This window comes from Streptomyces sp. NPDC005576 (assembly GCF_042871745.1).
GTDB lineage: Bacteria > Actinomycetota > Actinomycetes > Streptomycetales > Streptomycetaceae > Streptomyces.
In genome coordinates this window covers 33,852-55,197 of record NZ_JBIAJC010000025.1, presented here as the reverse complement: position 1 = coordinate 55,197, position 21,346 = coordinate 33,852, and the positions used below count along the sequence as shown (strand labels likewise).

Genomic DNA, 21,346 nt, shown 5'->3' with positions numbered 1-21,346 from the left:
TCTCAAGGAACGGACGCTTCCTTCGGTCCCGTCTCACCGGGGCCCTCCGGGCGCTTCCCTTCGTTCTTGCGTTTCCGACTCTATCAGACACTTTCGCGTCCGATTCCCGGTCGAAGCGGGTCAAGCAGTTTTCGCTTTCCAGTTCTTCGCTTTCGCGTTTCCCTTTCCGGCGAGTCCGACTCTATCAGATCCTTTCGGGCCTGATTCCCAGTCAGCGGGCTTGTCATCCGGGCCGTTGCGGCCCTTCCGACGAGTGAGACGTTAGCGGATTGCCGGGCTCCGACGCTAATCGGTGCTGTCCTTTCGAACGCGCGATCCTCATTTCACACAAACACGCGAAAAGGCACTCGACCGAAGGCCGGGCCTCGTTGTGTGTGGTGCGGAATGGCTGCCCGGGGACCGACCGGGGTCGGCGCTCACGACGGGCAACTCGGAGCAATGTACGGACCGGAGAGCGGCGTGTCAACCGTGCGGATGCACCCCAGGGCCGGGAGCGGCTACCGCACCCCCATTGCCTCCGCGGGCGATCGCGCGGGGGCGCACCGGATCAGGCCCGTCGGTACTCCTCGATGGGAACCCGGGCCTCGGTGAAGAGCGCCGGGCCGTGCTGCGGGACCTCGGGCCACGCTCCGGAGTCGGGGTTGAGTTCCACGAGCTGCTCGGTGGAGAGCGCGTACACGACCCGGCTCAGGCCGGAGCGGACGATGCCGCCGGCGCACATCCCGCAGGGCTGACAGCTGGTGTACAGGGTGGTGCGGGCTGCGGTGTCCGAGTCGAGCTCGCGCGCGGCCCAGCGGGCCAGCTTCAGCTCGGGGTGGGCGCTGATGTCGTTGTCGCGCCGGACGGTGTTGTGGGCCTCGACGAGGACGGTGCCGTTCTCGTCCGCCAGCAGCGAGCCGTACGGGGCGTCTCCGAGGGTGATGGCGTGGGCGGCCAGCGCGATCGCGCGCCGCAGCAGTACCTCGTCGGCAGGGGTGATCACGCGGATGTCCTCCAGTGTTCGGCCACCGTCGCGAGCGCCTGCCACGCCAACTGGGGCCGGCGGGTCTCCTCCGGGTCTCCGTCATAAGGATCGAGTACGACGGTCTCCGCGCCGAGGTGCTCCAGTTGATGGAGGTCGTCCAGAACCTGTTCGAGGGTTCCCACCCCGGCGGGGCGGTCAAGGTCGTCGACGGGCGCGGTGGTCAGCCGCAGGGCGATACGAGGAGCGAAGCCCGGCAGGGTGTGCCGCTCGACGGCCGCGCGGAGCCGGGCGACGGTGTTGTTGAGCGGGTGCCAGGGGGCGTCGAGCCTGATGGCACGGCGGATGGCCGCTTCACTGTTGCCGCCGACCCAGATCGGTACCGACGCGGTGGGGCCGTGGCCGTCCTCCTGCCAGGCCAGGCGGAGGGCGTCGAGGTACTGGTCGGTCAGCTTGCCGCGCTCGGCGAACGGCACGCCCAGTGCGGTGAACTCCTGCCGGGCCCAGCCCACGCCCACCCCGAGCACGAACCGTCCGCCGCTGAGCCGGTCCAGGTTGCCCGCCATGCGGGCGACCAGCAGGGGGTGCCGGTAGGGCATCACCAGTACGGTCGTCCCCAGTCGGAGCCGGGTGGTGACGGCCGCCAGCCAGGACAGGGTGGTGAAGGGTTCGTGGAACGGTTCCGGATACTGCCTGGCCACGTCCGGGGTGACGGCCACGTGGTCCGACACCATGAGGAGGTCGTATCCCAGATCCTCCACGGTCTGCGCCCAGTCGCGCAGAGTGCCGGGGTCGGTGCCCGGTCCGAAATTCGGTACGTTCACGCCCAGTTGCATGCCCAGAGGCTATCCCCGCGATCACGGCGCCGGGAACGGATTCTTCCCCGGATCGGCGGCGGGTGTCCGGTGATTTCCCGGTAGATTCACCCCGTGGCCGCGAATCTCGATGACGTCGACTGGGCGATCATCACCCAGTTGCAGCAGGAAGCCCGTATCTCGCTGAGCGAGTTGGGGCGGCGGGTGAGCCTCAGTCCCTCGGCCACCACCGAGCGGGTGCGTCAGCTGGAGGCGCTGGGCGTCATCACCGGGTACTCCGCGACGGTCGACCTGACCAAGGTCGGTTATCCGGTGCTCGCGGTCGTCCGGCTGAAGTACCCGGGCAACCGGCACCAGCCGCTGCACCGGCTGCTGGCCGAGCGGCACGAGATCCTGGAGTGTCTGCGGACGACGGGCGACGACTGCTACACGCTGAAGATGGCCGCGACCTCCATGGAGCATCTGGAGTCGCTCGTCGACGAGTTGGCCGGCTTCGGGAGCACGACCACGAGCGTGGTCTACAGCCGCACGCTGCCCGCTCGTGGCCCGCGTCGTCCTTGATCCGCCCCTTCCGGGCGTCTCACGCCGTCGCGTGCAGGTCCTCCAGTTCCTGAAGAAGGCGGCGCTTCGGGCGGGCGCCCACCATCGACTTCACCGGTTCGCCGTCGCGGAAGACCATCAGGGTCGGCATGGACAGCACGCCGTAGCGGGCGGCGACACCGGGGTTGTGGTCGACGTCGATCTGCACGATCTCGATCCGGTCCGCCTCCTCCCGGGCGATCTCGCTGAGCACCGGGGCGAGCTGCCTGCACGGACCGCACCAGTCGGCGGTGAATTCCACCAGGACCGGCAGTCCGGCACCGAGTACCTCTCCGTCGAAGGTCTCATCGGTCACCTCGGCGACGCCTTCTGCATGAATCATCGGTCATCCTCCCAGTTCACAACGGGGCTCCGGGCCGCCGGGCAATCCGGCGGTCCGGTCCACTTCGGCGCGCGCGAGGTGCGCGCCGACCTCGGTCCGTACGGTCTGCAGCTGTGCGATGAGCGCGTCCAGTTCGTCCAGCTTCCGCCGGTACACGGCGAGGGACGCCGGACAGGCGTCCCCGGCCGGGTGTCCGGCCCGCAGGCACTCCACGAACGGCCGGGTCTCCTCGAGGTCGAACCCGAAGTCCTGGAGGGTCCGGATCTGGAGGAGCTGTCCGAGGTCGCTCTCGTCGTACGTGCGGTAGCCGTTCTCGGACCGTCGCGCCCTCAGCAGACCGCGCGACTCGTAGTAGCGCAGCGTCCGCGTCGTCGTCCCGGCCCGTTCGGCCAGCTCACCGATTCGCATGACCCGACCGTAATCCTTGACGTGGGCGTCAAGGCAAGGAGTCGTTCAGGAGGGGACGGGTACCTCGGCCAGGATGCGCGCCAGTTCGCGCGGCTGCGAGAACATCGGCCAGTGGCCGGTCTCCAACTCGACCAGTCGCCAGCGGTCGCTCTTGAGCAGCTCGGCCACGTCGTCGGTGGGTTCGGGGCCGTCGAGCAGACACTTGACGTACGTGGCGGGCAGTTCGCCGAGCGGGCGGGTGAGCACTGCGGGCTCGGTGAGGGTGGCGCCGGGGTGGGGGGTCGCGCCCTGGACGAACCGCTGGACCTGCGCGTCGGTGAGGTCCTGGCCCTCGCACTCCGGGGCTGTCAGCGGGGGCCAGAAGCCACCGTGCTCGGCGATCGTGGCCTCCATGCGCGGGCCCCACGGGCCGGAGGCGAACGCCATCCCGTCGGTGGGGACGTTGGAGTCCACGAACACCACGTGCGCGAGCCGCTCCCCGATGCGCTCGGCGGCTTGGCCGACCGGGATGCCCGAGTAGCTGTGGCCGACGAGCACCACCTCGGCCACCCCGGTGTCTTCGACCACGTCCACGATGTCCTGTACGTGCGTCTGCTGCCTCGCCGGTACGTCACGCTTCTCGGCGAGCCCGGAGAGCGTCACCGGGTGGACGGTGTGCCCGCCCCGGCGCAGCTCCTCGGCCACCTCGTCCCACGCCCAGCCTCCGAGCCAAGCTCCCGCCACCAACACGTAGTTCGTCATCCCGGCACGGTAGCGCGGGGCACTGACAGGCACCGTGGCGCGGGACGCCGACAGGAAACGGACGGGACGGGTGGGCCCGGCGAAAAGGTGGTGCGCCAGGGGCCGCCGGTTGAGTACGTTCTTCCCTGCGGGGCGGCTCCGCAGCGTGCTTCCTTCTCCCCTTTCTCTGTAAAAGAACCAGCGCGCTCACTTCCCGTCCCGCATTCGTCTGCGCCGGTGCGGCCATCCGTCGGCACCGGTCGAAAGCGGTGAGCACTCGGCCGGCACCTCGCCTGCGGCGGGTCGCCGGCGGGGTCTTCCTCCCCGCCGAGCCACCGCCACCGCGCCTCCCAGCCCCCGAGCCTCCCGGCCCGCGAGTCTCCGAGCCTCCCAGCCGACAAGTCGACATCACTGCTCCGCCGGTCGGCCGCGCGCGGGGACGTACCACCCCACGGAAGGGAACCCACCCATGACGACCACGACCACCCGGACCACGGCGCCGACCACGCGGAGCCTGGACGCGGTGCTGCTGAGTCGTCGCGGTGCCGTCTACCTCCCGGCCGGCACCTCCGCCGGGACACGTGTCCCCGCACCCCGGACCCTCGCGGGCGTCACCCTGCTGGAGACCGACCTCGTCGGACGGGGCTTCCTGGTGTCGGCGGGGCTGCGCGCCGCGCTGACGGCGCTCGACGACGGCTCCCTCGCCGCCACGGGCGCCACCCTTCTCGCGGACATCGACGCCGAGCTCGGCGCCGACCGCGACCACACCCCGCTCTTCCGCGACTTCCCCGCCAGTACGCCCACGGACCCCCTCGCCTTCTACGTGGACCGCGTCCTGAGCCTGGGCCTCCAGGAGCGGGAACAGCCGTGCGTCCTCTGCGGTACGGCCGGTACGGTCCACCCGGTCGCCCCCTGCGCACACCTCGTCTGCCGTTCCTGCTTCGACGGCGCCGACTTCTCCGCCTGCCCGATCTGTCACCGCCGCGTCGACCCGGCGGACCCCTTCCTGCGCCCGGCCGCCGTCCGGCCGGCCGCGTCCCCGCACCGCGCGCTGCCCGCCCGGCTTCGGGTACTGACTCTCGGCGGGGACGCGGACGCCCGCCTCGCCGACGCGCGCGCGGAGCTGGCCGCGCTGCTCGCGCGTACCGGCGCGCTCGGCCCCCAGGACAGCGACGACCTGGCCGTCCTGCTCGGTGCGGTGGGCGACCGCACCGCTCTCGCCTGGCTGCCCGGGGAGGTTCCGGCCCGGGAGACCAAGGCACGCGTACTGGCCTGGCTGCTCGCGGATCCGGCGCACTTCCCGGTGGCGCTCCCGGCCGTCGTCGGCCGGCTCACCACCGCCACCGATGTGCTGCGGCTGCTCGCGGTGCGGTCGGGCGGCGACCCGGGTCTGGTGGAGGCGGTACGCCTGGCGCCGGTGGCACGCCCGCTCCGTCGCGCCCTGCTCCGGGCCCTCGACGGCCTGGACCCCCTCTCGGTCACCGAGGACATGCGCCGCCGACCGGGGCCGTGGAAGCGGGCCGGTGAGCGGCTGCACCCCTTCGAACACGCCCGCCGCTTTCCGCGCGCCGCTCTCGCCTTCGCCGCGCTCCGCGAACTCCGGCTGACGGACGATGCCTTGTCCATCGGCCTGAGGGCGAGTGCCGCCGCCGTTCCGGGTGCGGACACGGAGGCGGAGCGGGTACGGGTACCCGTGTGGGCGGCGCGGGTGGAGGCGGCGCTGGCCGCCGCCGATCTGCCGACCGCGCTGCGCCTGCTCGGGCAGCGCCCCGGGGAGCTGGTACGCCGCACGGACCACCTGCTGGTCCTGGCCGGCCCGGACGGCGCCGACCCGGTGGTCGCCGCGCTCGGTGAGGCCGTGCACGCGGTGGCTCCCGCGGTGCTGCTCTCCGCACTGGGCGCGCTGCGCAGCCGTACGGCCCCGCACGAGACCCGGGTCTTCTTCCCCAAGGGGCCTGCCGCCCAGGCCCACGTGGCCACCGACGGACGTGTTCCGCTCGACGGGTCGGCAGTCGCACGCACGGTCGCCGTGCTGACGGACGAGGTGCTGCGCCGTGCCGCCGGACTCCCGCCGGTGGACACGGCGGTCGTGGACGCCGAACTCGACGGGATCATCGCCCCGTTCGCGGAGCGGACCGCCTCGCGGTCCCTGGTGACGCTGCCGCGCGGCAGCGAGCTGACGGTGCCTCCGGGCCGCACCGTCCGGCTCTTCCTGCACTGGACGGAGTCGGAGACCTCCGGGCGTACCGATCTGGACCTCGCCACCGCCATGTTCGACGCCGACTGGAAGCACATCGGCACCTGCGACTACACCCGTCTGCGGTACGCCGGGGGCGCGGTCCACTCCGGCGACCTGACCAGCGCCCCGGCGCCTCGCGGCGCCTCGGAGTTCGTCGACCTGGACGTGGGGGAGCTGGCCGCCACCGGTGTCCGGTACGTCGTGGCGGTCGTCTACTCCTTCAACGACGTCCCCTTCACCGAGCTCGCCGACGCCTTCGCCGGGCTGATGGTGAAGGACCGGCCGGGGAGCGAGGGCCCGGCGTTCGACCCACGCCAGGTGGAACAGCGCTTCGACCTGACCAGCCCGGCCAAGGCGTGCGTTCCGCTCGTCTTCGACGTGCAGGCAGGCACCATGCGCTGGCTGGACGTCGTCCAGGGCGTCACCGGCACCGACCACGCCGTGCACCGGCACGGCGGCGGCCTGGCGGACCTCGGCCGGCATCTGACCGGCCTCTTCACCTCGGGTGCCCGCGTCACCCTGGGTGAACTGGCCCTCTGGCACGCGGCGTCCCGCGCGAAGACCGTCCTCGTACGCCACGCAGACGGCTCGACCAGCACCTACGGGCGCCGCGACGGGGAGGCAACGGCGGAGTTCGCCGCGCGCGTCGGCGGCCCGGACGACGACCGGGCCGGAGCGGCGGCGAAGCCGGAGCACGCGCAGTTGGCCTTCCTGCTGCGGGGCGACCTCGCCCTGCCTGCGGGCGCGGAGGCGTACGCGCTCTACCCGGCGGCCCTCGACGCAGCCTCCGTACGGCTGGTGGCGGCCCCGGACCTGGTCAGCGCGCTGGCGCCCCGTACGGCAACGGCACGCCGCGACGGCTGAGGGGGCGCCGGGAGGGGCTTCCCGCCTTCAACCGCGATCGTCGAGCTCCCGGTCATCGGGTCGGCGGTCCTGCGCGGGCCTGCCGTCCCAGCGCCACACGGTGCGGCCGGGGTGTCCGGGCAGTTCGGCGCGTCCGGTGGCCCACAGCAGGGTGGGCCAGGGCTCCGTGGACGTCGGCGCCTCGGGGAACAACCGGGCGAGTACCCGCGCACACACGTCTGCGGGCGGGCTCCAGGCGAGCCCGAGCCCCTGGGCCAGGTCGTGCGTGTGCACGAGGGTCTCCACGACGCCCATCGCGGCGAATCCCTCGGGGTCCGAGACGCCGGATGGGTGGTACGCACGGGCCTGCGCAGGGGTCGTACGCACCATGGCGACCAGCAGCGCGCCGCTCGCCTCCAGCACCTGCAAGAGGCCGGCGGCCCCCGCCGCCCGGTCCGCATGGATGGCGTTCGCAGGGCCACCCGGCCGCCGGCTCTCCCACACGAACGGCACATCGCCTTCCAACGGCGGTTTCCTGGGACCCAGTTGCACCGCATACGCGAAGAGATCGTCACTGAGGTGTTCGACCGTCTCCCAGCAGTCCCATGCCAGCGAACCGGCCATGGCGTCCCAAGCCTCCGAGGGCGCCTCCCGAAGGGCCTGCAGGGCGAGTTGCACGGCGAGGTCGAGGTCGTCCGCGGTGACGGGGGACGAGGAGGATGCCTTCTCGGCTGATCGGGACATGGCAGGACCCTACAAGGGCCCACCGGGGGGTTGATTCCCACGTCGCACCTGTCCGGCCAGCGGGCACATTCCGACGGGATACCCACTGTCCCGCCAGCGCCTCCCGGATGAAGATGCGGTGGTGACCAACTTGACGGAGTTAGCGAATCAGACGGCCAGTGCCTTGGTCGGCACGCTGGCGGGCGGGTTCATCTCAGTGCGCGTAGCCCGATGGCAAACCGCCAAGGGAATCTCGGCACAGGCCGAACTCGCCGCCGCACAGCAGACCGCAGGCATCACCCTGGCGCGAGAGCAGTGGCAGCGGCAGCGGTCCGCCGAGGCCGCGCAGAGACTTCTGGAAAGACTTGCCGACATGCACGCGTGGCTGCCCTCCCTGCCTGACGTATCGGCGAACTCCCCGCGTCTGAGTGCGCACGCACGCGAACAGTGCGCCGTCGCTCTTGTCTCTCTGCGCCGGGGCATGCAGACCGATCTCTTTTCCATACAGGAGACTGCCGTCCGCGATCGCTATCGCATGCTGGTCAAGCTGGCCTACGACGTCGCCTGGCGTGGTGTTGGCGCGGGACACCGCGACCGCCAGATCCACGATGTAGGAGGCTATCTGCGCTACGTGCAGATGACTCTGGAGTCCGTCGTCGACGATGCGCCTCCGCCCTCCCACCTCGCTCCGCCGACCCTGGACCGACAAGGCAACGCAGCCTGGGACATGCCCCGCTTACCGTGGCACTGGCACGACCCTGCTGACAACAGCTGACCACGAAGTGCGGCCAGCGAAGTCGCCCGATCGCCTCGTCCATGCCATTCGCATCCGCGACGCGCGTTTCCAGGCGGGCTACCAGGAGAAAAATCCCGAGGCCAGGGTTGTCGACCACGGTCGTACGCCCCCGCCCCGCACCCGGGGCCGCCCGCACGTCGTGGATGCGGACGGCCCCGTTCGGGAGCGGGGATGGCCGGCGTGCGGCGGGACGGTCAGACCTTCGCCGGCACGCCGCCGCCGCCGCGCTGGTCCGGCAGCTCCTCGGCGGCGGCCGGAGAACCGGAGCCGGAGCCCGTGCTCGTGCCCACGTCGGCCGGCGCCCCGTCCTCCAGCATCCGTTCGTCGAAGGGGAGGTTGCCGGCCAGGACCTCGTCCACGCGCGCGCGGTCGATCTCCTTCGTCCAGGTGCCGACGAGGACGGTGGCGACGGCGTTCCCCGCGAAGTTGGTCAGCGCGCGCGCCTCGCTCATGAAGCGGTCGATGCCGACGATCAGGCCGACACCGTCCACGAGTCCGGGGCGGTGCGACTGGAGGCCGCCCGCGAGGGTGGCGAGTCCGGCGCCGGTGACGCCCGCCGCGCCCTTGGAGGCAATGACCATGAAGACGAGGAGGGAGATCTGCTCGCCGGCGCTCAGCGGGTCGCCCATGGCGTTGGCGATGAAGAGGGACGACATCGTGAGGTAGATGGCGGTGCCGTCGAGGTTGAAGGAGTAGCCGGTCGGCACGGTGATGCCGACGACGGGCTTGCTGACGCCGAGGTGCTCCATCTTCGCGATGAGGCGCGGCAGGGCCGATTCGGAGGAGGAGGTGGAGAGGATCAGCAGGAACTCGCGGCCGAGGTACTTCAGCAGCAGGAGCAGGTTGACGCCGGCGACCAGGCGCAGGATCGTCCCCAGGACGACGAAGACAAAGATCGCGCAGGTGACGTAGAAGCCGACCATGATGATGGCGAGCGATTTCAGCGCGTCCATGCCCGTCTCGCCGACCACCGCCGCCATCGCGCCGAACGCGCCGACCGGGGCCGCCCACATGACCATGGCGAGGATGCGGAAGACGAGCTTCTGGAGGTGGCCGATGCCGCGCAGGATGGGTTCGCCGGCGGAGCCCAGGGCCTGGATGGCGAAGCCCGTGAGCAGCGCGATCAGCAGGGTCTGGAGGACCTCGCCCTCGGTGAACGCCGAGACCATGGTCTTCGGGATGATGCCGAGCAGGAAGTCGGCGGTGGACTCGCTCGCTCCCGCTGCCTGCTTCTCCCCCGCCGCGCGCACGGTCTCGGTGAGGTGGAGGCCGGAGCCGGGCTCCAGGATGTTGCCGACGAGCAATCCGATGGCGAGGGCGACGGTCGACATCACCAGGAAGTAGCCGAGCGCCAGCCCGCCCACCGCGCCGACCTTCGCGGCCTTGCGCACCGAGCCGACGCCCAGCACGATCGTGCAGAAGATGATCGGCGAGATCATCATCTTGATGAGGTTGACGAAGCCGGTCCCGATGGGCTTCAGCTCGACGGCGACCCCGGGGGCCGCGAACCCCACGACGATGCCGAGCACCACGGCACCGATGACGGCGATGTACAGATACTGGGTACGGTCCCGCTGTCCGGCTTTCCCTGCCACGGGTGCCTCCTGGGTTCGGTCTCGGCTCGGTCGCGTCGCGTACGAGTCCCGAACCGGGCACGTACGAGTCCCTTGCCGGGGCACGTACGGGTCCCGTCGTCGGGTCGCGTACCGGCCCCCGTCCCTGGGGGTCCCGGTGACTATCCACCGGGCCGTGACGCGGGTCACCCTTGCGTTCATAACGTTCACGCCCGCCATCGGTCCGGAGCCACCCGCCTGCGGGCGGACGGAAAACCACTGGTACCCGGGCCGCGGTGTCATTAGCATCCGCCCGTGATCGAAACCGGAACAGTGGCGGAAGAGGCCCCGGCCGAAGCGGATTCGGAGGAGGGCGCGGACGCCGAAATGCTCCGGAGGGTCTGCTGGCGGGGCAGGGGCATCGCCCTCGCACCGCTCGACCTCGACGACGCGGAGCTGATCCACGCCTGGCGCACCGACCCGGTCATCGCCGCCGAGGTCGGCCTCTGGCCGCGTTCCCTCTCCGCCGTGCGCGGGCGCATCGAGCGCGACCAGGACGACGACGACCGTGACGACTTCCTCGTCCTGCTCCCCGACGGCACGCCCATCGGTCACATCGCCCTCACGGGCCAGGATCTGGCCGACGGCACGGCCGCGATCATGCTGATGCTCGACCCCGGCCACCGCCGGCGGGGGCATGCGGCGGCCGCCGTGGACGCGCTGGTCGACCTGGCCTTCGGTGAGCTGCCACTGCACCGCGTGGAGGCAGAGACGCACACCACGAACGCCGCGGCCCTGAGCACTCTGGCCCGGGCCGGGTTCGTCCGGGAGGGCGTGCGCCGCTCCGCCTGCCTGCACCGGGGGCGCCGGTACGACCTCGCGGTGCACGCGCTGCTCCGGGAGGAGTGGGACGCACTCGACCGGCCCCGGTCGTGGGAGCTGCCAGCCGCCGGCGAGTGACCCGGACCGGGGGCCCCGGCGGCTCGCTCCTCGGTGCCGCGCCCTCCTCGTGACCCAGCGGACACCCCGTCCGGAGCGGTCGGCCCCGTGGGGGCACACTGTCCGCCATGCGTACTTTCCGTCCCCGTCCGCGCAGTCTGGCCGGCCAGCTGTTCGCCATGCAGGTCGTACTGATCGCCGCCGTGGTGGCCGGCGGGGCGTTCTTCGCGTACGTCTCCGGCTCCGCGCGGGCCGAGGAGACCGCGCGCCGGCAGGTGCGGGCGGCGGCGCTGGCGGTCGCGGGCTCCCCCTCCGTACGGGAGGCGATCCGCACTCCGGACCCGTCCGCCGTGCTCCAGCCGTACGCGGAACAGGTCCGCGAAGACACCGGGATCGCGTTCGTGACGATCATGAATCCGCAGGGGGTCCGCTGGACGCATCCGGACCCCACGCGCATCGGTGAGACCTTTCTCGGGCACACCGCGCGGGCGCTGAGGGGCGAGACCTTCGAGGAGACGTACACGGGCACGCTCGGCCCGTCGATCCGGGTCGTCACCCCGGTACGTGACGGGGGCCGGATCACCGGGCTGGTCAGTGCGGGCATCACCGTGCAGCGGGTCTCCACCCAGGTGCGGGGGCAGCTGCGGGCGTTGAGCCTCGCGGCGGCCGGTGCGCTGGCGCTCGGCGGGATCGGTACGTACGTGATCAACGCCCGGCTGCGCCGCCACACGCACGGGATGAACGCGGCCGAACTGAGCCGGATGCACGACTACCACGAGGCGGCCCTGCACGCGGTGCGGGAGGGGCTGCTGATGCTGGACGGGCAGCGGAGGATCGCGTTGATCAACGACGCGGGCCGGGAACTGCTCGGCCTGGGCCCCGAGGCGGTCGGCCGGAAGGTGGACGCGCTGGCGCTGCCGCCCTCGCTGACCGGGGCGCTGCTGGCGTCCGAGCCGCGCGTGGACGAGCTCCATCTGACGGCGGACCGGGTCATCGTGCTCAACTCCCGTCCGGTGGTGGGCGGTGAACAGCGGGGCACCGTGGTGACCCTGCGGGACCACACCGAACTACAGGCGCTGTCCGGCGAGTTGGACTCGGAGCGCGGCTTCTCGCAGGCTTTGCGCGCGCAGGCGCACGAGGCGGCGAACCGGTTGCACACGGTGGTGTCGCTCATCGAGCTGGGCCGCACGGAGGAGGCGGTGGGGTTCGCGACCGCCGAACTGGAGCTGGCCCAGGTGCTGACGGACCAGGTGGTCGGTGCGGTCGCCGAACCGGTGCTGGCGGCCCTGCTGCTCGGCAAGGCGGCCCAGGCCAACGAACGCGGAGTGGAGCTGGTGCTGGCCGAGGACAGCCGGATCGACGACGGGGTACTGCCCGAAACCCTGGCGCAGCGGGACCTGGTCACGGTGCTGGGCAATCTGATCGACAACGCGATGGACGCGGCCGCCGAGGGCCCCGGCGCACCGGCCACCGCACCCGCGCCCGCTCCCGCCGACGGCCCCGCCCCGCAGGCGCGGGTCCCCCGCCCCGCACGCCCCCGGGTGACGGTGACCGCCGTCGCCGGGTCCGACGCCCACGAGCTCCTCCTGAAGGTGGCGGACAACGGTCCCGGCATCGGGCGGGAGGATGCCGAGGCGGTGTTCCGCACCGGCTGGTCGACGCGCGGCACCGGGCGGGGGCTCGGGCTGGCGCTGGTGCGCCAGACCGCGCAGCGCAACGGCGGGACGGTGGAGCTGGGGCGGAGCGCGGAGGGCGGTGCGGAGTTCTCCGTACGCCTGCCGATCGGCACCGGCACCGCGGGCGCCCCCGGCCCCGCCGGCACCAAGAGCACCGCAGGGGAGCGCGCATGATCCGGGTCCTGGTCGTCGAGGACGACCCGGTGGCCGCCGACGCCCACCGGATGTACGTGGCGCGGGTGGCGGGCTTCGAGGTGGTGGCGGTGGCGCACACCCGGGCGGAGGCGGTGCGGGCGCTGGACCGGGAGCCGGTGGATCTGCTCCTGCTCGACCTCTACCTCCCCGACGGCCACGGACTCCAGTTGCTGCGCACGCTGCGGGCGGCCGGGCACGGCGCCGACGTGATCGCGGTGACCTCGGCGCGGGACCTCGCGGTGGTGCGCGAGGGCGTCTCGCTGGGGGTCGTGCAGTACGTGCTGAAGCCGTTCACTTATCCGACGCTGCGGGACCGGCTGGTGCGGTACGCGGAGTTCCGTGCGTCGGCCGGGGAGGCGAGCGGGCAGGAGGAGGTGGACCGCGCCCTCGGGGTGCTGCGCGCCCCGCACCCGGCGGCGCTGCCGAAGGGTCTGAGCGCGCCGACGCTGGAGGCGGTGACCCGCGAGCTGCGCGGGGCGCCGGACGGGGTGACGGCGGCGGCCACCGGCGAGGCGCTGGGCATCTCCCGGATCACCGCGCGCCGCTATCTCGAACACCTCGTCGGCCTCGGCCGCGCCGCGCGCCGGCCGCACTACGGCCAGGTGGGACGGCCGGAGCTGCACTACCGGTGGGTGCCGGAAGCACGCTGAACCTGCGTGCCGGGGCGGGACCGCCGGCCCCCATGTCACATTCCGGCGGGCTGTCCGGTCTGGGTTGTGTACGCACCACGGGGTGCGTGTCCACGACTGGCCGAGGAGCCCACCATGAACACCCACAGCGCCCGGATCGACCTCTTCGGCAACCCGGCCGTCACCAGGATGCTGGGGCACTTCACGGCGGCGGGAAAGGCGGTCTCGGCGCTGAACGTGCCCGCCGCCACGCAGGAGCTGGTGAAGATCCGCGCCAGCCAGATCAACGGCTGCGGATTCTGCACCGACATGCACACCAAGGAGGCCGCGGCGGCCGGGGAGAGCGCGGTGCGCCTCGCCCTGGTCGCGGTCTGGCGCGAGGCCACGGTCTTCACCGCGGCCGAGCGTGCCGCACTCGAACTGGCCGAGCAGGGCACCCGGATCGCGGACGCGGCCGGCGGCGTCACCGACGAGGCGTGGGAAGCCGCCGCCAAGCACTACGACGAGGAGCAACTCGCCGCGCTGGTCTCCCTCATCGCGATCATCAACGCCTTCAACCGGCTGAACGTGATGGTCCGGCAGCCGGCCGGCGACTACCAGCCGGGCCAGTTCGGCTGAACTGCGGGGAACGGACCGATCGGAGAAGGGAAACAGCAGCCATGACCAGAATCGCGATCGTCGTCGGCAGTGTCCGCCCGGGTCGCGTGACCCGCGCGGTCGCCGAGTGGGTGCACGCCACCGCCGCCGGGCGTCCGGACGTCCGTTACGAACTCGTCGACCTCGCCGACCACGACCTGCCCCTCCGCGGCGAGGCGCTGCCGCCCAGGGCCGGGCGGTACGAGCACGCCCACACCAAGCGCTGGGCGGCGACGGTCGCCGGGTTCGACGGCTACCTCTTCGTCACTCCCGAGTACAACCACAGCGCCCCTGCCGTACTGAAGAACGCGCTCGACCACCTCTACGACGAGTGGAACGACAAGGCCGCCGGATTCGTCAGCCTCGGCTTCTCGGGCGGAGTGCGCGCGGTGGAGCACCTGCGCCTCGTCGCCGCCGAACTCCAGATCGCCACCGTGCAGGCGCAGCTCACGCTCACGCTCGGGGACGACTTCGCCGAGTACCCGGCCTTCGCGCCCACCGGGACCCGCGAGAAGGAACTCATCCGCGTGCTGGACCAGTTGGAGAGCTGGGCCGGTGCGCTGAAAACACTGCGCGGCTGAGACAGGCCGGACAGCGGGCCGGCGGCGAAACCACGGAAGGCTGTTCCCCGTCCCTCCCGGGGCGGGGAACAGCCTTCACGCGTGCGGGCATCGCAAGGCGGAGGGGCGTCCGCATACGGGATGTATGTGGACGTTCCGACAACGCGGCGAGGTGCCGTAGCCGGCGCCGCGCACCCGCCAGGAATCGCGGGACAGCCCTTAGAACACCGACTCCGCCTCGAACATGCGGTCCGCCGGTACGGTCTTCAGCTGGGTCACCGCGTCGGCGAGCGGCACCATCTCGATGCTGGTCCCGCGCAGAGCGGTCATGTTGCCGAACTCGCCGCGGTGCACGGCCTCCACCGCGTGCCAGCCGAAGCGGGTCGCGAGGACGCGGTCGTACGCGGTCGGGGTGCCACCGCGCTGGACGTGGCCGAGGATGACCGGGCGGGCCTCCTTGCCGAGGCGGCGCTCCAGCTCGACGGCGAGGCGGTTGCCGATACCCTGGAAGCGCTCGTGGCCGAACTGGTCGATCTCACCCTTGGCGTACGTCATCGAGCCCTCGGCGGGGTGCGCGCCCTCGGCGACACAGATGACGGCGAACTTCTTGCCGCGCGCGAAGCGTTCCTCGACCATCTTGACCAGGTCGTCGACCTGGAAGGGGCGCTCGGGCAGGCAGATGCCGTGCGCGCCGCCGCCCATGCCGGACTCCAGGGCGATCCAGCCGGCGTGACGGCCCATCACCTCGACGACCATGACGCGCTGGTGGGACTCGGCGGTGGTCTTGAGGCGGTCTATGGCCTCCGTCGCGACGCCCACCGCGGTGTCGAAACCGAAAGTGCGGTCGGTGGCGGAGATGTCGTTGTCGATGGTCTTCGGTACGCCGACGACGGGCATGCCGGCCTCGGAGAGCATGCGGGCCGCCGTCAGGGTGCCTTCGCCCCCGATGGGGATGAGGGCGTCTATGCCGTAACGGCGGGAGAGCGCCTCGCAGTTCTCGGCGGCCTCGCGGAGCCGGTCGCGTTCCAGGCGGGCGGAGCCGAGGATGGTCCCGCCGCGGGCCAGGATGCCGCTGACGGCGTTCAGGTCGAGTGGGCGGAAGTGGCCGTCCAGCAGGCCCTTGAAGCCGTCCTCGAAGCCGATGACCTCGTCGCCGTGACCCACGACTGCGCGGTGCACGACCGAACGGATCACTGCGTTCAGGCCGGGGCAGTCGCCGCCTGCGGTGAGAATTCCGATGCGCATCGTGCGTTATCTCCTGCTCGCTAGTACCGGGCTGTTCGGGGCCTTGGTGAGCGGCCACCGCGCCGTGAGCCGTCCTGATTCTCCCACGACAGGGGTACACCCCGCGCTTTCGGCTGCTCCGGCGTACGAACAGGGGGCGAAAATCCGGGTAACAGGTCCGGAAACCGGCTCCGGCGCCACGTTACGTGGGGCCTCATGGACACCTCGGGGCCGGGGCGCAGGAGCAGCCCCCGCACCCGGGCGCTCACGCGCGCACGGGCAGCGGACCGGCCCGGTCCGGGAAAGGGTCTCCGGCGGGCGGCCCTGCGGCCCCCGCAGGTATCGTCGGAGGAAATGCAAGCCAATGCCACCCCTACCGGGATATCACCGCCCCTATCGGGCGAACAGCCGCACCAGGACGGGAGAGCACGCGTGACGCGCAGCGTGTACGTGACCGGGATCGACCGGGGAGACGGCCGCCAGGTCGTCGAACTGGGGGTCATGGAGCTACTGACACGGCAGGTGGACCGCGTCGGCGTCTTCCGCCCGCTGGTCCACGACGGTCCCGACCGGCTGTTCGAGTTGCTGCGCGCCCGCTACCGGCTCTCCCAGAGCCCGGAGACCGTCCACGGCCTCGACTACCACGAGGCGTCGGCGATCCAGGCGGAGAAGGGTACCGACGAACTCGTCTCCCGGCTCGTCGAGCGCTTCCACCAGGTCTCGCGCGCGTACGAAGTGGTGCTGGTGCTGGGCAGCGACTTCGCGGGCACCCAGCTCCCGGACGAGCTGGCGCTCAACGCCCGCCTCGCCAACGAGTTCGGTGCCTCGGTCATCGCGGTCGTCGGCGGGAAGGACCAGCCCGCCGAGTCGGTGCGGGCCGAGACCCGCAACGCCTACCGCGCCTACGCCGGGCTCGGCTGCGACGTGCTGGCGATGGTGGTCAACCGGGTCGCGCCCGAGGACCGGGACGAGCTCGCCGAGCACATCGTGGAGCGGCTGACCGTCCCGGTGTACGTACTGCCCGACGACCCTGCCCTCTCGGCGCCGACGGTCGCGCAGGTCACCGCCGCGCTGGGCGGCACGGTGCTGCTCGGCGACGACGCGGGGCTCGCGCGGGACGCGTTGGACTTCGTGTTCGGCGGGGCGATGCTGCCGAGGTTCCTGAAGGCTCTGACGCCCGGCTGCATGGTCGTCACCCCGGGCGACCGGGCCGATCTGGTGGTGGGCTCGCTCGCCGCGCACAGCGCCGGTACCCCGCCCATCGCGGGGGTGCTGCTGACCCTGGACGAGCGTCCCGGGGAGGAGATCCTCCAGCTGGCGGCCCGGCTGGCGCCCGGCACCCCGGTGGTGTCGGTGCCCGGAGGCTCCTTCCCCACCGCCGGTGAACTCTTCGCTCTCGAGGGCAAGCTGAACGCGGCCACGCCCCGCAAGGCGGAGACCGCGCTCGGCCTCTTCGAGCGGCACGTGGACACCGCCGCGCTGCTGGAGCGGGTCTCGGTGGCCCGCAGCGGACGCGTCACGCCGATGATGTTCGAGCACGACCTGCTGGAGCAGGCGCGGGCAGACCGTCGCCGGGTGGTGCTGCCGGAGGGCACCGAGGAGCGCGTGCTGCGCGCCGCCGACGTACTGCTCCGCCGCGACGTGTGCGACCTGACGCTCCTCGGCGACGTGGACCTGATCCGCAAGAAGGCGGCCGACCTCGGCATCGACCTCGCGGACACCCAGCTCATCGACCCGCAGACCTCCGAGCTGCGGCAGGCCTTCGCGGAGCGGTACGCGCAGCTGCGCGCGCACCGCGGGGTGACGGTGGAGCTGGCGTTCGACGTGGTCTCCGACGTGAACTACTTCGGCACCCTGATGGTCCAGGAGGGCCTGGCGCACGGCATGGTCTCCGGTTCCGTGCACTCCACGGCGGCGACCATCCGGCCGGCCTTCGAGATCATCAAGACGAAGCCGGACGCACGCATCGTCTCCTCGGTGTTCTTCATGTGCCTCGCCGACAAGGTGCTGGTGTACGGCGACTGCGCGGTCAACCCGGACCCGGACGCCGAGCAGCTCTCGGACATCGCGGTCCAGTCCGCGGCGACCGCGGCCCGTTTCGGCGTGGCCCCGCGGATCGCGATGCTCTCGTACTCCACCGGGACCTCGGGTTCCGGCGCGGACGTCGAGAAGGTGCGCGAGGCGACGGAGCGGGTCCGCTCGGCGCGGCCCGACCTCCTCATCGAGGGCCCGATCCAGTACGACGCGGCGGTCGAGCCCACCGTGGCGGCGACGAAGATGCCCGAGTCCCGGGTCGCGGGGCAGGCGACCGTGCTGATCTTCCCGGACCTCAACACCGGCAACAACACCTACAAGGCCGTGCAGCGCTCGGCGGGCGCGGTCGCGGTCGGTCCGGTGCTCCAGGGGCTGCGCAAGCCGGTCAACGACCTGTCGCGCGGCGCGCTGGTGCAGGACATCGTCAACACCGTGGCCATCACGGCGATCCAGGCGCAGGGCGAGGAGTGACCCGCATGACCGACCCGAACACCGAGGCGACCACCGGCACGACCACGGGGCAGGAGGGGGCGGGTACGGCACCCTCCGGCGCGCACCGGGTGCTCGTCCTCAACTCCGGCTCCTCGTCGGTGAAGTACCAGCTCCTTGACATGCGTGACCAGTCCCGGCTCGCCTCCGGGCTGGTGGAGCGCATCGGTGAGGAAACGTCCCGCCTGGTGCACACCCCGCGCCCCGGCGAGGGCGGCGGGACGCGCGAGCGCACCGGCCGGATCGCCGACCACGCGGCGGCCCTGAAGGCAGCGGCCGAGGAGCTGGCGGCCGACGGGCTGGGTCTGGACTCCCCCGAGCTGGCGGCGATCGGCCACCGGGTGGTGCACGGCGGGCTCCGGTTCACCGAGCCGACCGTGGTCACCGACGACGTGCTCAAGGAGATCGAACGGCTGGTACCGGTCGCCCCGCTGCACAACCCGGCGAACATCACCGGCATCCGTACGGCGCGGGAGCTGCGGCCCGACCTGCCGCAGGTCGCGGTGTTCGACACGGCGTTCCACACGACGATGCCCGAGCACGCGGCCCGGTACGCGATCGACGTGGAGACCGCCGACGCCCACCGGGTGCGCCGCTACGGCTTCCACGGCACCTCGCACGCGTACGTCTCGCGGCGGACGGCGAAGTTGCTGGGCCGCCCGGTCGAGGACCTCAACATCATCGTGCTGCACCTGGGGAACGGCGCCTCGGCGTCCGCGATCGCGGGCGGGCGGTGCGTGGACACCTCGATGGGGCTGACCCCGCTGGAGGGGCTGGTCATGGGCACCCGCTCCGGAGACATCGACCCCGCGGTCACCTTCCACCTGAAGCGGGTGGCGGGGATGTCGGCGGACGAGATCGACGAGCTGCTGAACAAGAAGAGCGGTCTGGTCGGGCTCTGCGGCGACAACGACATGCGCGAGATCCGCCGCCGGGTGGACGAGGGCGACGAGCGCGCCACCCTCGCCTTCGACATCTACATCCACCGGCTGAAGAAGTACATCGGCGCCTATATGGCCGTCCTCGGCCGGGTGGACGCCGTCGCCTTCACGGCGGGGGTCGGCGAGAACTCGGCCCCGGTGCGGGAGGCTGCCATGGCCGGAATGGAGGGATTCGGCATGGCGGTGGACGCCGGTCTGAACTCCGTACGGTCGTCCCAGCCCCGGCTGATCTCCGCCACGGGCTCCCGGGTCGCGGTCGCCGTGGTGCCGACGGACGAGGAACTGGAGATCGCAGGACAGACGTTCGCGCTGGTCGGACGGGCCGCCGGGGACGGCGGCGACGGGAGCGGAACCGGGCCGGAGACGGCCCGGTCGACGCACCCGTAGAGGCCCACAACTGAGCACCCCCACGCCCCTTTGTACTTTCCACCAGACGGAATATTCCGCAGCGAAACAAACCGATAGGATCCGCCCCATGCGCCGTTCCAAAATCGTCTGCACCCTCGGTCCCGCCGTCGACTCCCACGAGCAGCTGGTCGCTCTGATCGAGGCCGGCATGAGCGTGGCCCGTTTCAACTTCAGCCACGGCACCCACGAAGAGCACCAGGGCCGGTACGACCGCGTCCGCAAGGCTGCCGCCGAGACCGGGCGGGCGGTGGGCGTGCTCGCCGACCTCCAGGGCCCGAAGATCCGCCTGGCGAAGTTCGCCGAAGGCCCCGTCGAGCTGGTCCGCGGTGACGAGTTCACCATCACCGCCGAGGACGTCCCCGGTGACAAGTCGATCTGCGGCACGACCTACAAGGGTCTGCCGGGCGACGTCGCCAAGGGCGACCCGATCCTCATCAACGACGGCAACGTCGAGTTGAAGGTCATCGCGGTCGAGGGCCCCCGGGTCAAGACCATCGTCATCGAGGGCGGTGTCATCTCCGACCACAAGGGCATCAACCTGCCCGGCGCGGCGGTCAACGTCCCCGCCCTGTCCGAGAAGGACGTGGACGACCTCCGGTTCGCCCTGCGGATGGGCTGCGACCTGGTCGCCCTCTCCTTCGTCCGGGACGCGGAGGACGTCAAGGACGTCCACAAGGTGATGGACGAGGAGGGCCGCCGGGTCCCCGTCATCGCCAAGGTGGAGAAGCCGCAGGCGGTCGAGCACATGGAGGGCATCGTCCTGGCGTTCGACGGTGTGATGGTGGCCCGCGGCGACCTCGCCGTCGAGTACCCGCTGGAGAAGGTCCCGATGGTGCAGAAGCGCCTCGTGGAGCTCTGCCGCCGCAACGCCAAGCCGGTGATCGTGGCGACCCAGATGATGGAGTCGATGATCACCAACTCCCGCCCGACCCGCGCGGAGGCGTCCGACGTCGCCAACGCGATCCTGGACGGTGCGGACGCGGTCATGCTCTCCGCCGAGTCCTCGGTCGGCGCGTACCCGATCGAGACGGTCAAGACGATGTCGAAGATCGTCGTCGCCGCCGAGGAGGAGCTCCTCTCCAAGGGCCTCCAGCCGCTCGTCCCGGGCAAGAAGCCGCGCACCCAGGGTGGTGCGGTCGCCCGCGCCGCGACGGAGATCGCGGACTTCCTGGACGGCAAGGCACTGGTCGCGTTCACCAAGTCCGGTGACACCGCCCGTCGTCTGTCCCGCTACCGCGCCGCGCAGCCGGTGCTCGCGTTCACCACGGACGAGTCCACCCGCAACCAGCTCACCCTGAGCTGGGGCGTCGAGGCCCACGTCGTGCCGCACGTGGAGACCACCGACGCGATGATCGACATGGTCGACCAGGAGCTGCTGAACCTCGGCCGCTACAACGAGGGCGACACGATGATCATCACCGCCGGTTCGCCCCCCGGCATCCCCGGCACCACCAACATGGTGCACGTCCACCACGTGGGCGGTCGCGAGCGCGCCTGACGCGCACGCCACCGGAACGATCACGGCCGTGGGGGGGCGCCGGCCGGGGGGGGCGGGGGGGGGGGCCCCCCCCCGCCGCCCCCCCGGGGGGGGGCGGCCCCCCCGCCCCCCCCGCCCGCCGCCCGCCACCACAAGGC

At 71.8% G+C, this 21,346-nt stretch carries 19 protein-coding genes; 11 read left to right on the top strand and 8 right to left on the bottom strand.

Features of this window, described 5'->3' with window-relative positions; translation table 11 throughout:
• Positions 1–547 precede the first annotated feature (547 nt).
• Both ACFYPN_RS31605 and ACFYPN_RS31600 read right to left on the bottom strand, forming a co-directional pair.
• Positions 548–982 carry a nucleoside deaminase gene (locus tag ACFYPN_RS31605; protein ID WP_358760743.1) on the bottom strand — a complete coding sequence of 145 codons (435 nt, stop codon included), beginning with the start codon at positions 980–982 and terminating at the stop codon, positions 548–550.
• Complete coding sequence (locus tag ACFYPN_RS31600; RefSeq protein WP_358760742.1) at positions 979–1,797, bottom strand: TIGR03619 family F420-dependent LLM class oxidoreductase; 819 nt, start codon at positions 1,795–1,797, stop codon at positions 979–981. The genes ACFYPN_RS31605 and ACFYPN_RS31600 overlap by 4 nt, the downstream gene beginning before the upstream one ends.
• A 93-nt stretch (positions 1,798–1,890) precedes the next feature.
• On the opposite strand from ACFYPN_RS31600, the gene ACFYPN_RS31595 reads away from it, so the two are divergent.
• Positions 1,891–2,337: an Lrp/AsnC family transcriptional regulator gene (locus ACFYPN_RS31595; RefSeq protein ID WP_358760741.1), complete on the top strand. Its 447-nt coding sequence runs from the start codon at positions 1,891–1,893 to the stop codon at positions 2,335–2,337.
• Between the two features lie 19 nt (positions 2,338–2,356).
• Here ACFYPN_RS31595 and trxA read toward each other — a convergent pair whose 3' ends face one another.
• Genes trxA through ACFYPN_RS31580 form a run of 3 tightly spaced genes read right to left on the bottom strand, consistent with a single transcriptional unit; the run spans position 2,357 to position 3,847 of the window.
• A complete protein-coding gene (gene trxA, locus ACFYPN_RS31590) occupies positions 2,357–2,698 on the bottom strand; it encodes a thioredoxin (RefSeq protein ID WP_358760740.1) in 342 nt (113 codons plus the stop codon).
• 3 nt (positions 2,699–2,701) lie between these two features.
• Positions 2,702–3,106, bottom strand: a complete 405-nt coding sequence (locus ACFYPN_RS31585; protein WP_358760739.1) for a MerR family transcriptional regulator — start codon at positions 3,104–3,106, stop codon at positions 2,702–2,704.
• Positions 3,107–3,151: 45 nt separating this feature from the next.
• On the bottom strand, positions 3,152–3,847 hold the full coding sequence (locus ACFYPN_RS31580; RefSeq protein ID WP_358760738.1) for an alpha/beta hydrolase: 696 nt from the start codon (positions 3,845–3,847) through the stop codon (positions 3,152–3,154).
• A gap of 448 nt (positions 3,848–4,295) precedes the next feature.
• On the opposite strand from ACFYPN_RS31580, the gene ACFYPN_RS31575 reads away from it, so the two are divergent.
• On the top strand, positions 4,296–6,929 hold the full coding sequence (locus ACFYPN_RS31575; RefSeq protein ID WP_358760737.1) for an MXAN_6230/SCO0854 family RING domain-containing protein: 2,634 nt from the start codon (positions 4,296–4,298) through the stop codon (positions 6,927–6,929).
• Positions 6,930–6,956: 27 nt separating this feature from the next.
• Here ACFYPN_RS31575 and ACFYPN_RS31570 read toward each other — a convergent pair whose 3' ends face one another.
• Complete coding sequence (locus tag ACFYPN_RS31570; protein ID WP_358760736.1) at positions 6,957–7,652, bottom strand: hypothetical protein; 696 nt, start codon at positions 7,650–7,652, stop codon at positions 6,957–6,959.
• 121 nt (positions 7,653–7,773) lie between these two features.
• On the opposite strand from ACFYPN_RS31570, the gene ACFYPN_RS31565 reads away from it, so the two are divergent.
• Positions 7,774–8,406, top strand: coding sequence for a hypothetical protein (locus ACFYPN_RS31565; RefSeq protein WP_358760735.1), 633 nt, complete (start codon positions 7,774–7,776; stop codon positions 8,404–8,406).
• Between the two features lie 215 nt (positions 8,407–8,621).
• Here ACFYPN_RS31565 and ACFYPN_RS31560 read toward each other — a convergent pair whose 3' ends face one another.
• Entirely contained in the window at positions 8,622–10,022 is a 1,401-nt protein-coding gene (locus ACFYPN_RS31560; RefSeq protein ID WP_389303032.1) for a cation:dicarboxylate symporter family transporter, read from the bottom strand.
• A 273-nt stretch (positions 10,023–10,295) separates the two neighbouring features.
• Between ACFYPN_RS31560 and ACFYPN_RS31555 the strand changes: the two genes are divergently transcribed.
• The 5 genes from ACFYPN_RS31555 to ACFYPN_RS31535 all read left to right on the top strand — a co-directional run bounded on the left by ACFYPN_RS31555 (position 10,296) and on the right by ACFYPN_RS31535 (position 14,636).
• Positions 10,296–10,940, top strand: a complete 645-nt coding sequence (locus tag ACFYPN_RS31555) for a GNAT family protein (protein WP_358760733.1) — start codon at positions 10,296–10,298, stop codon at positions 10,938–10,940.
• A 107-nt stretch (positions 10,941–11,047) separates the two neighbouring features.
• Positions 11,048–12,769: a sensor histidine kinase gene (locus tag ACFYPN_RS31550; protein ID WP_358760732.1), complete on the top strand. Its 1,722-nt coding sequence runs from the start codon at positions 11,048–11,050 to the stop codon at positions 12,767–12,769.
• Positions 12,766–13,440, top strand: coding sequence for a response regulator (locus tag ACFYPN_RS31545; protein WP_358760731.1), 675 nt, complete (start codon positions 12,766–12,768; stop codon positions 13,438–13,440). The genes ACFYPN_RS31550 and ACFYPN_RS31545 overlap by 4 nt, the downstream gene beginning before the upstream one ends.
• Before the next feature lie 114 nt (positions 13,441–13,554).
• The gene (locus ACFYPN_RS31540) at positions 13,555–14,037 is read left to right on the top strand and encodes a carboxymuconolactone decarboxylase family protein (RefSeq protein WP_358760730.1); all 483 of its coding nucleotides are present in this window, start codon (positions 13,555–13,557) and stop codon (positions 14,035–14,037) included.
• A 41-nt stretch (positions 14,038–14,078) separates the two neighbouring features.
• The gene (locus ACFYPN_RS31535; protein ID WP_389303028.1) at positions 14,079–14,636 is read left to right on the top strand and encodes an NADPH-dependent FMN reductase; all 558 of its coding nucleotides are present in this window, start codon (positions 14,079–14,081) and stop codon (positions 14,634–14,636) included.
• A 198-nt stretch (positions 14,637–14,834) separates the two neighbouring features.
• Here the strand turns inward: ACFYPN_RS31535 and ACFYPN_RS31530 are convergent, their stop codons facing one another.
• Positions 14,835–15,860 (bottom strand): ATP-dependent 6-phosphofructokinase, encoded by a 1,026-nt coding sequence (locus ACFYPN_RS31530; RefSeq protein WP_358760728.1) that lies wholly within the window; start codon positions 15,858–15,860, stop codon positions 14,835–14,837.
• A gap of 411 nt (positions 15,861–16,271) precedes the next feature.
• Between ACFYPN_RS31530 and pta the strand changes: the two genes are divergently transcribed.
• The 3 genes from pta (at position 16,272) to pyk (ending at position 21,209) form a co-directional block, all read left to right on the top strand.
• Positions 16,272–18,344 carry a phosphate acetyltransferase gene (gene pta, locus ACFYPN_RS31525; RefSeq protein WP_358760727.1) on the top strand — a complete coding sequence of 691 codons (2,073 nt, stop codon included), beginning with the start codon at positions 16,272–16,274 and terminating at the stop codon, positions 18,342–18,344.
• 5 nt (positions 18,345–18,349) lie between these two features.
• The gene (locus ACFYPN_RS31520) at positions 18,350–19,690 is read left to right on the top strand and encodes an acetate kinase (protein ID WP_389303025.1); all 1,341 of its coding nucleotides are present in this window, start codon (positions 18,350–18,352) and stop codon (positions 19,688–19,690) included.
• 88 nt (positions 19,691–19,778) lie between these two features.
• Positions 19,779–21,209, top strand: coding sequence for a pyruvate kinase (gene pyk, locus ACFYPN_RS31515; protein WP_358760725.1), 1,431 nt, complete (start codon positions 19,779–19,781; stop codon positions 21,207–21,209).
• Positions 21,210–21,346 lie beyond the last annotated feature (137 nt).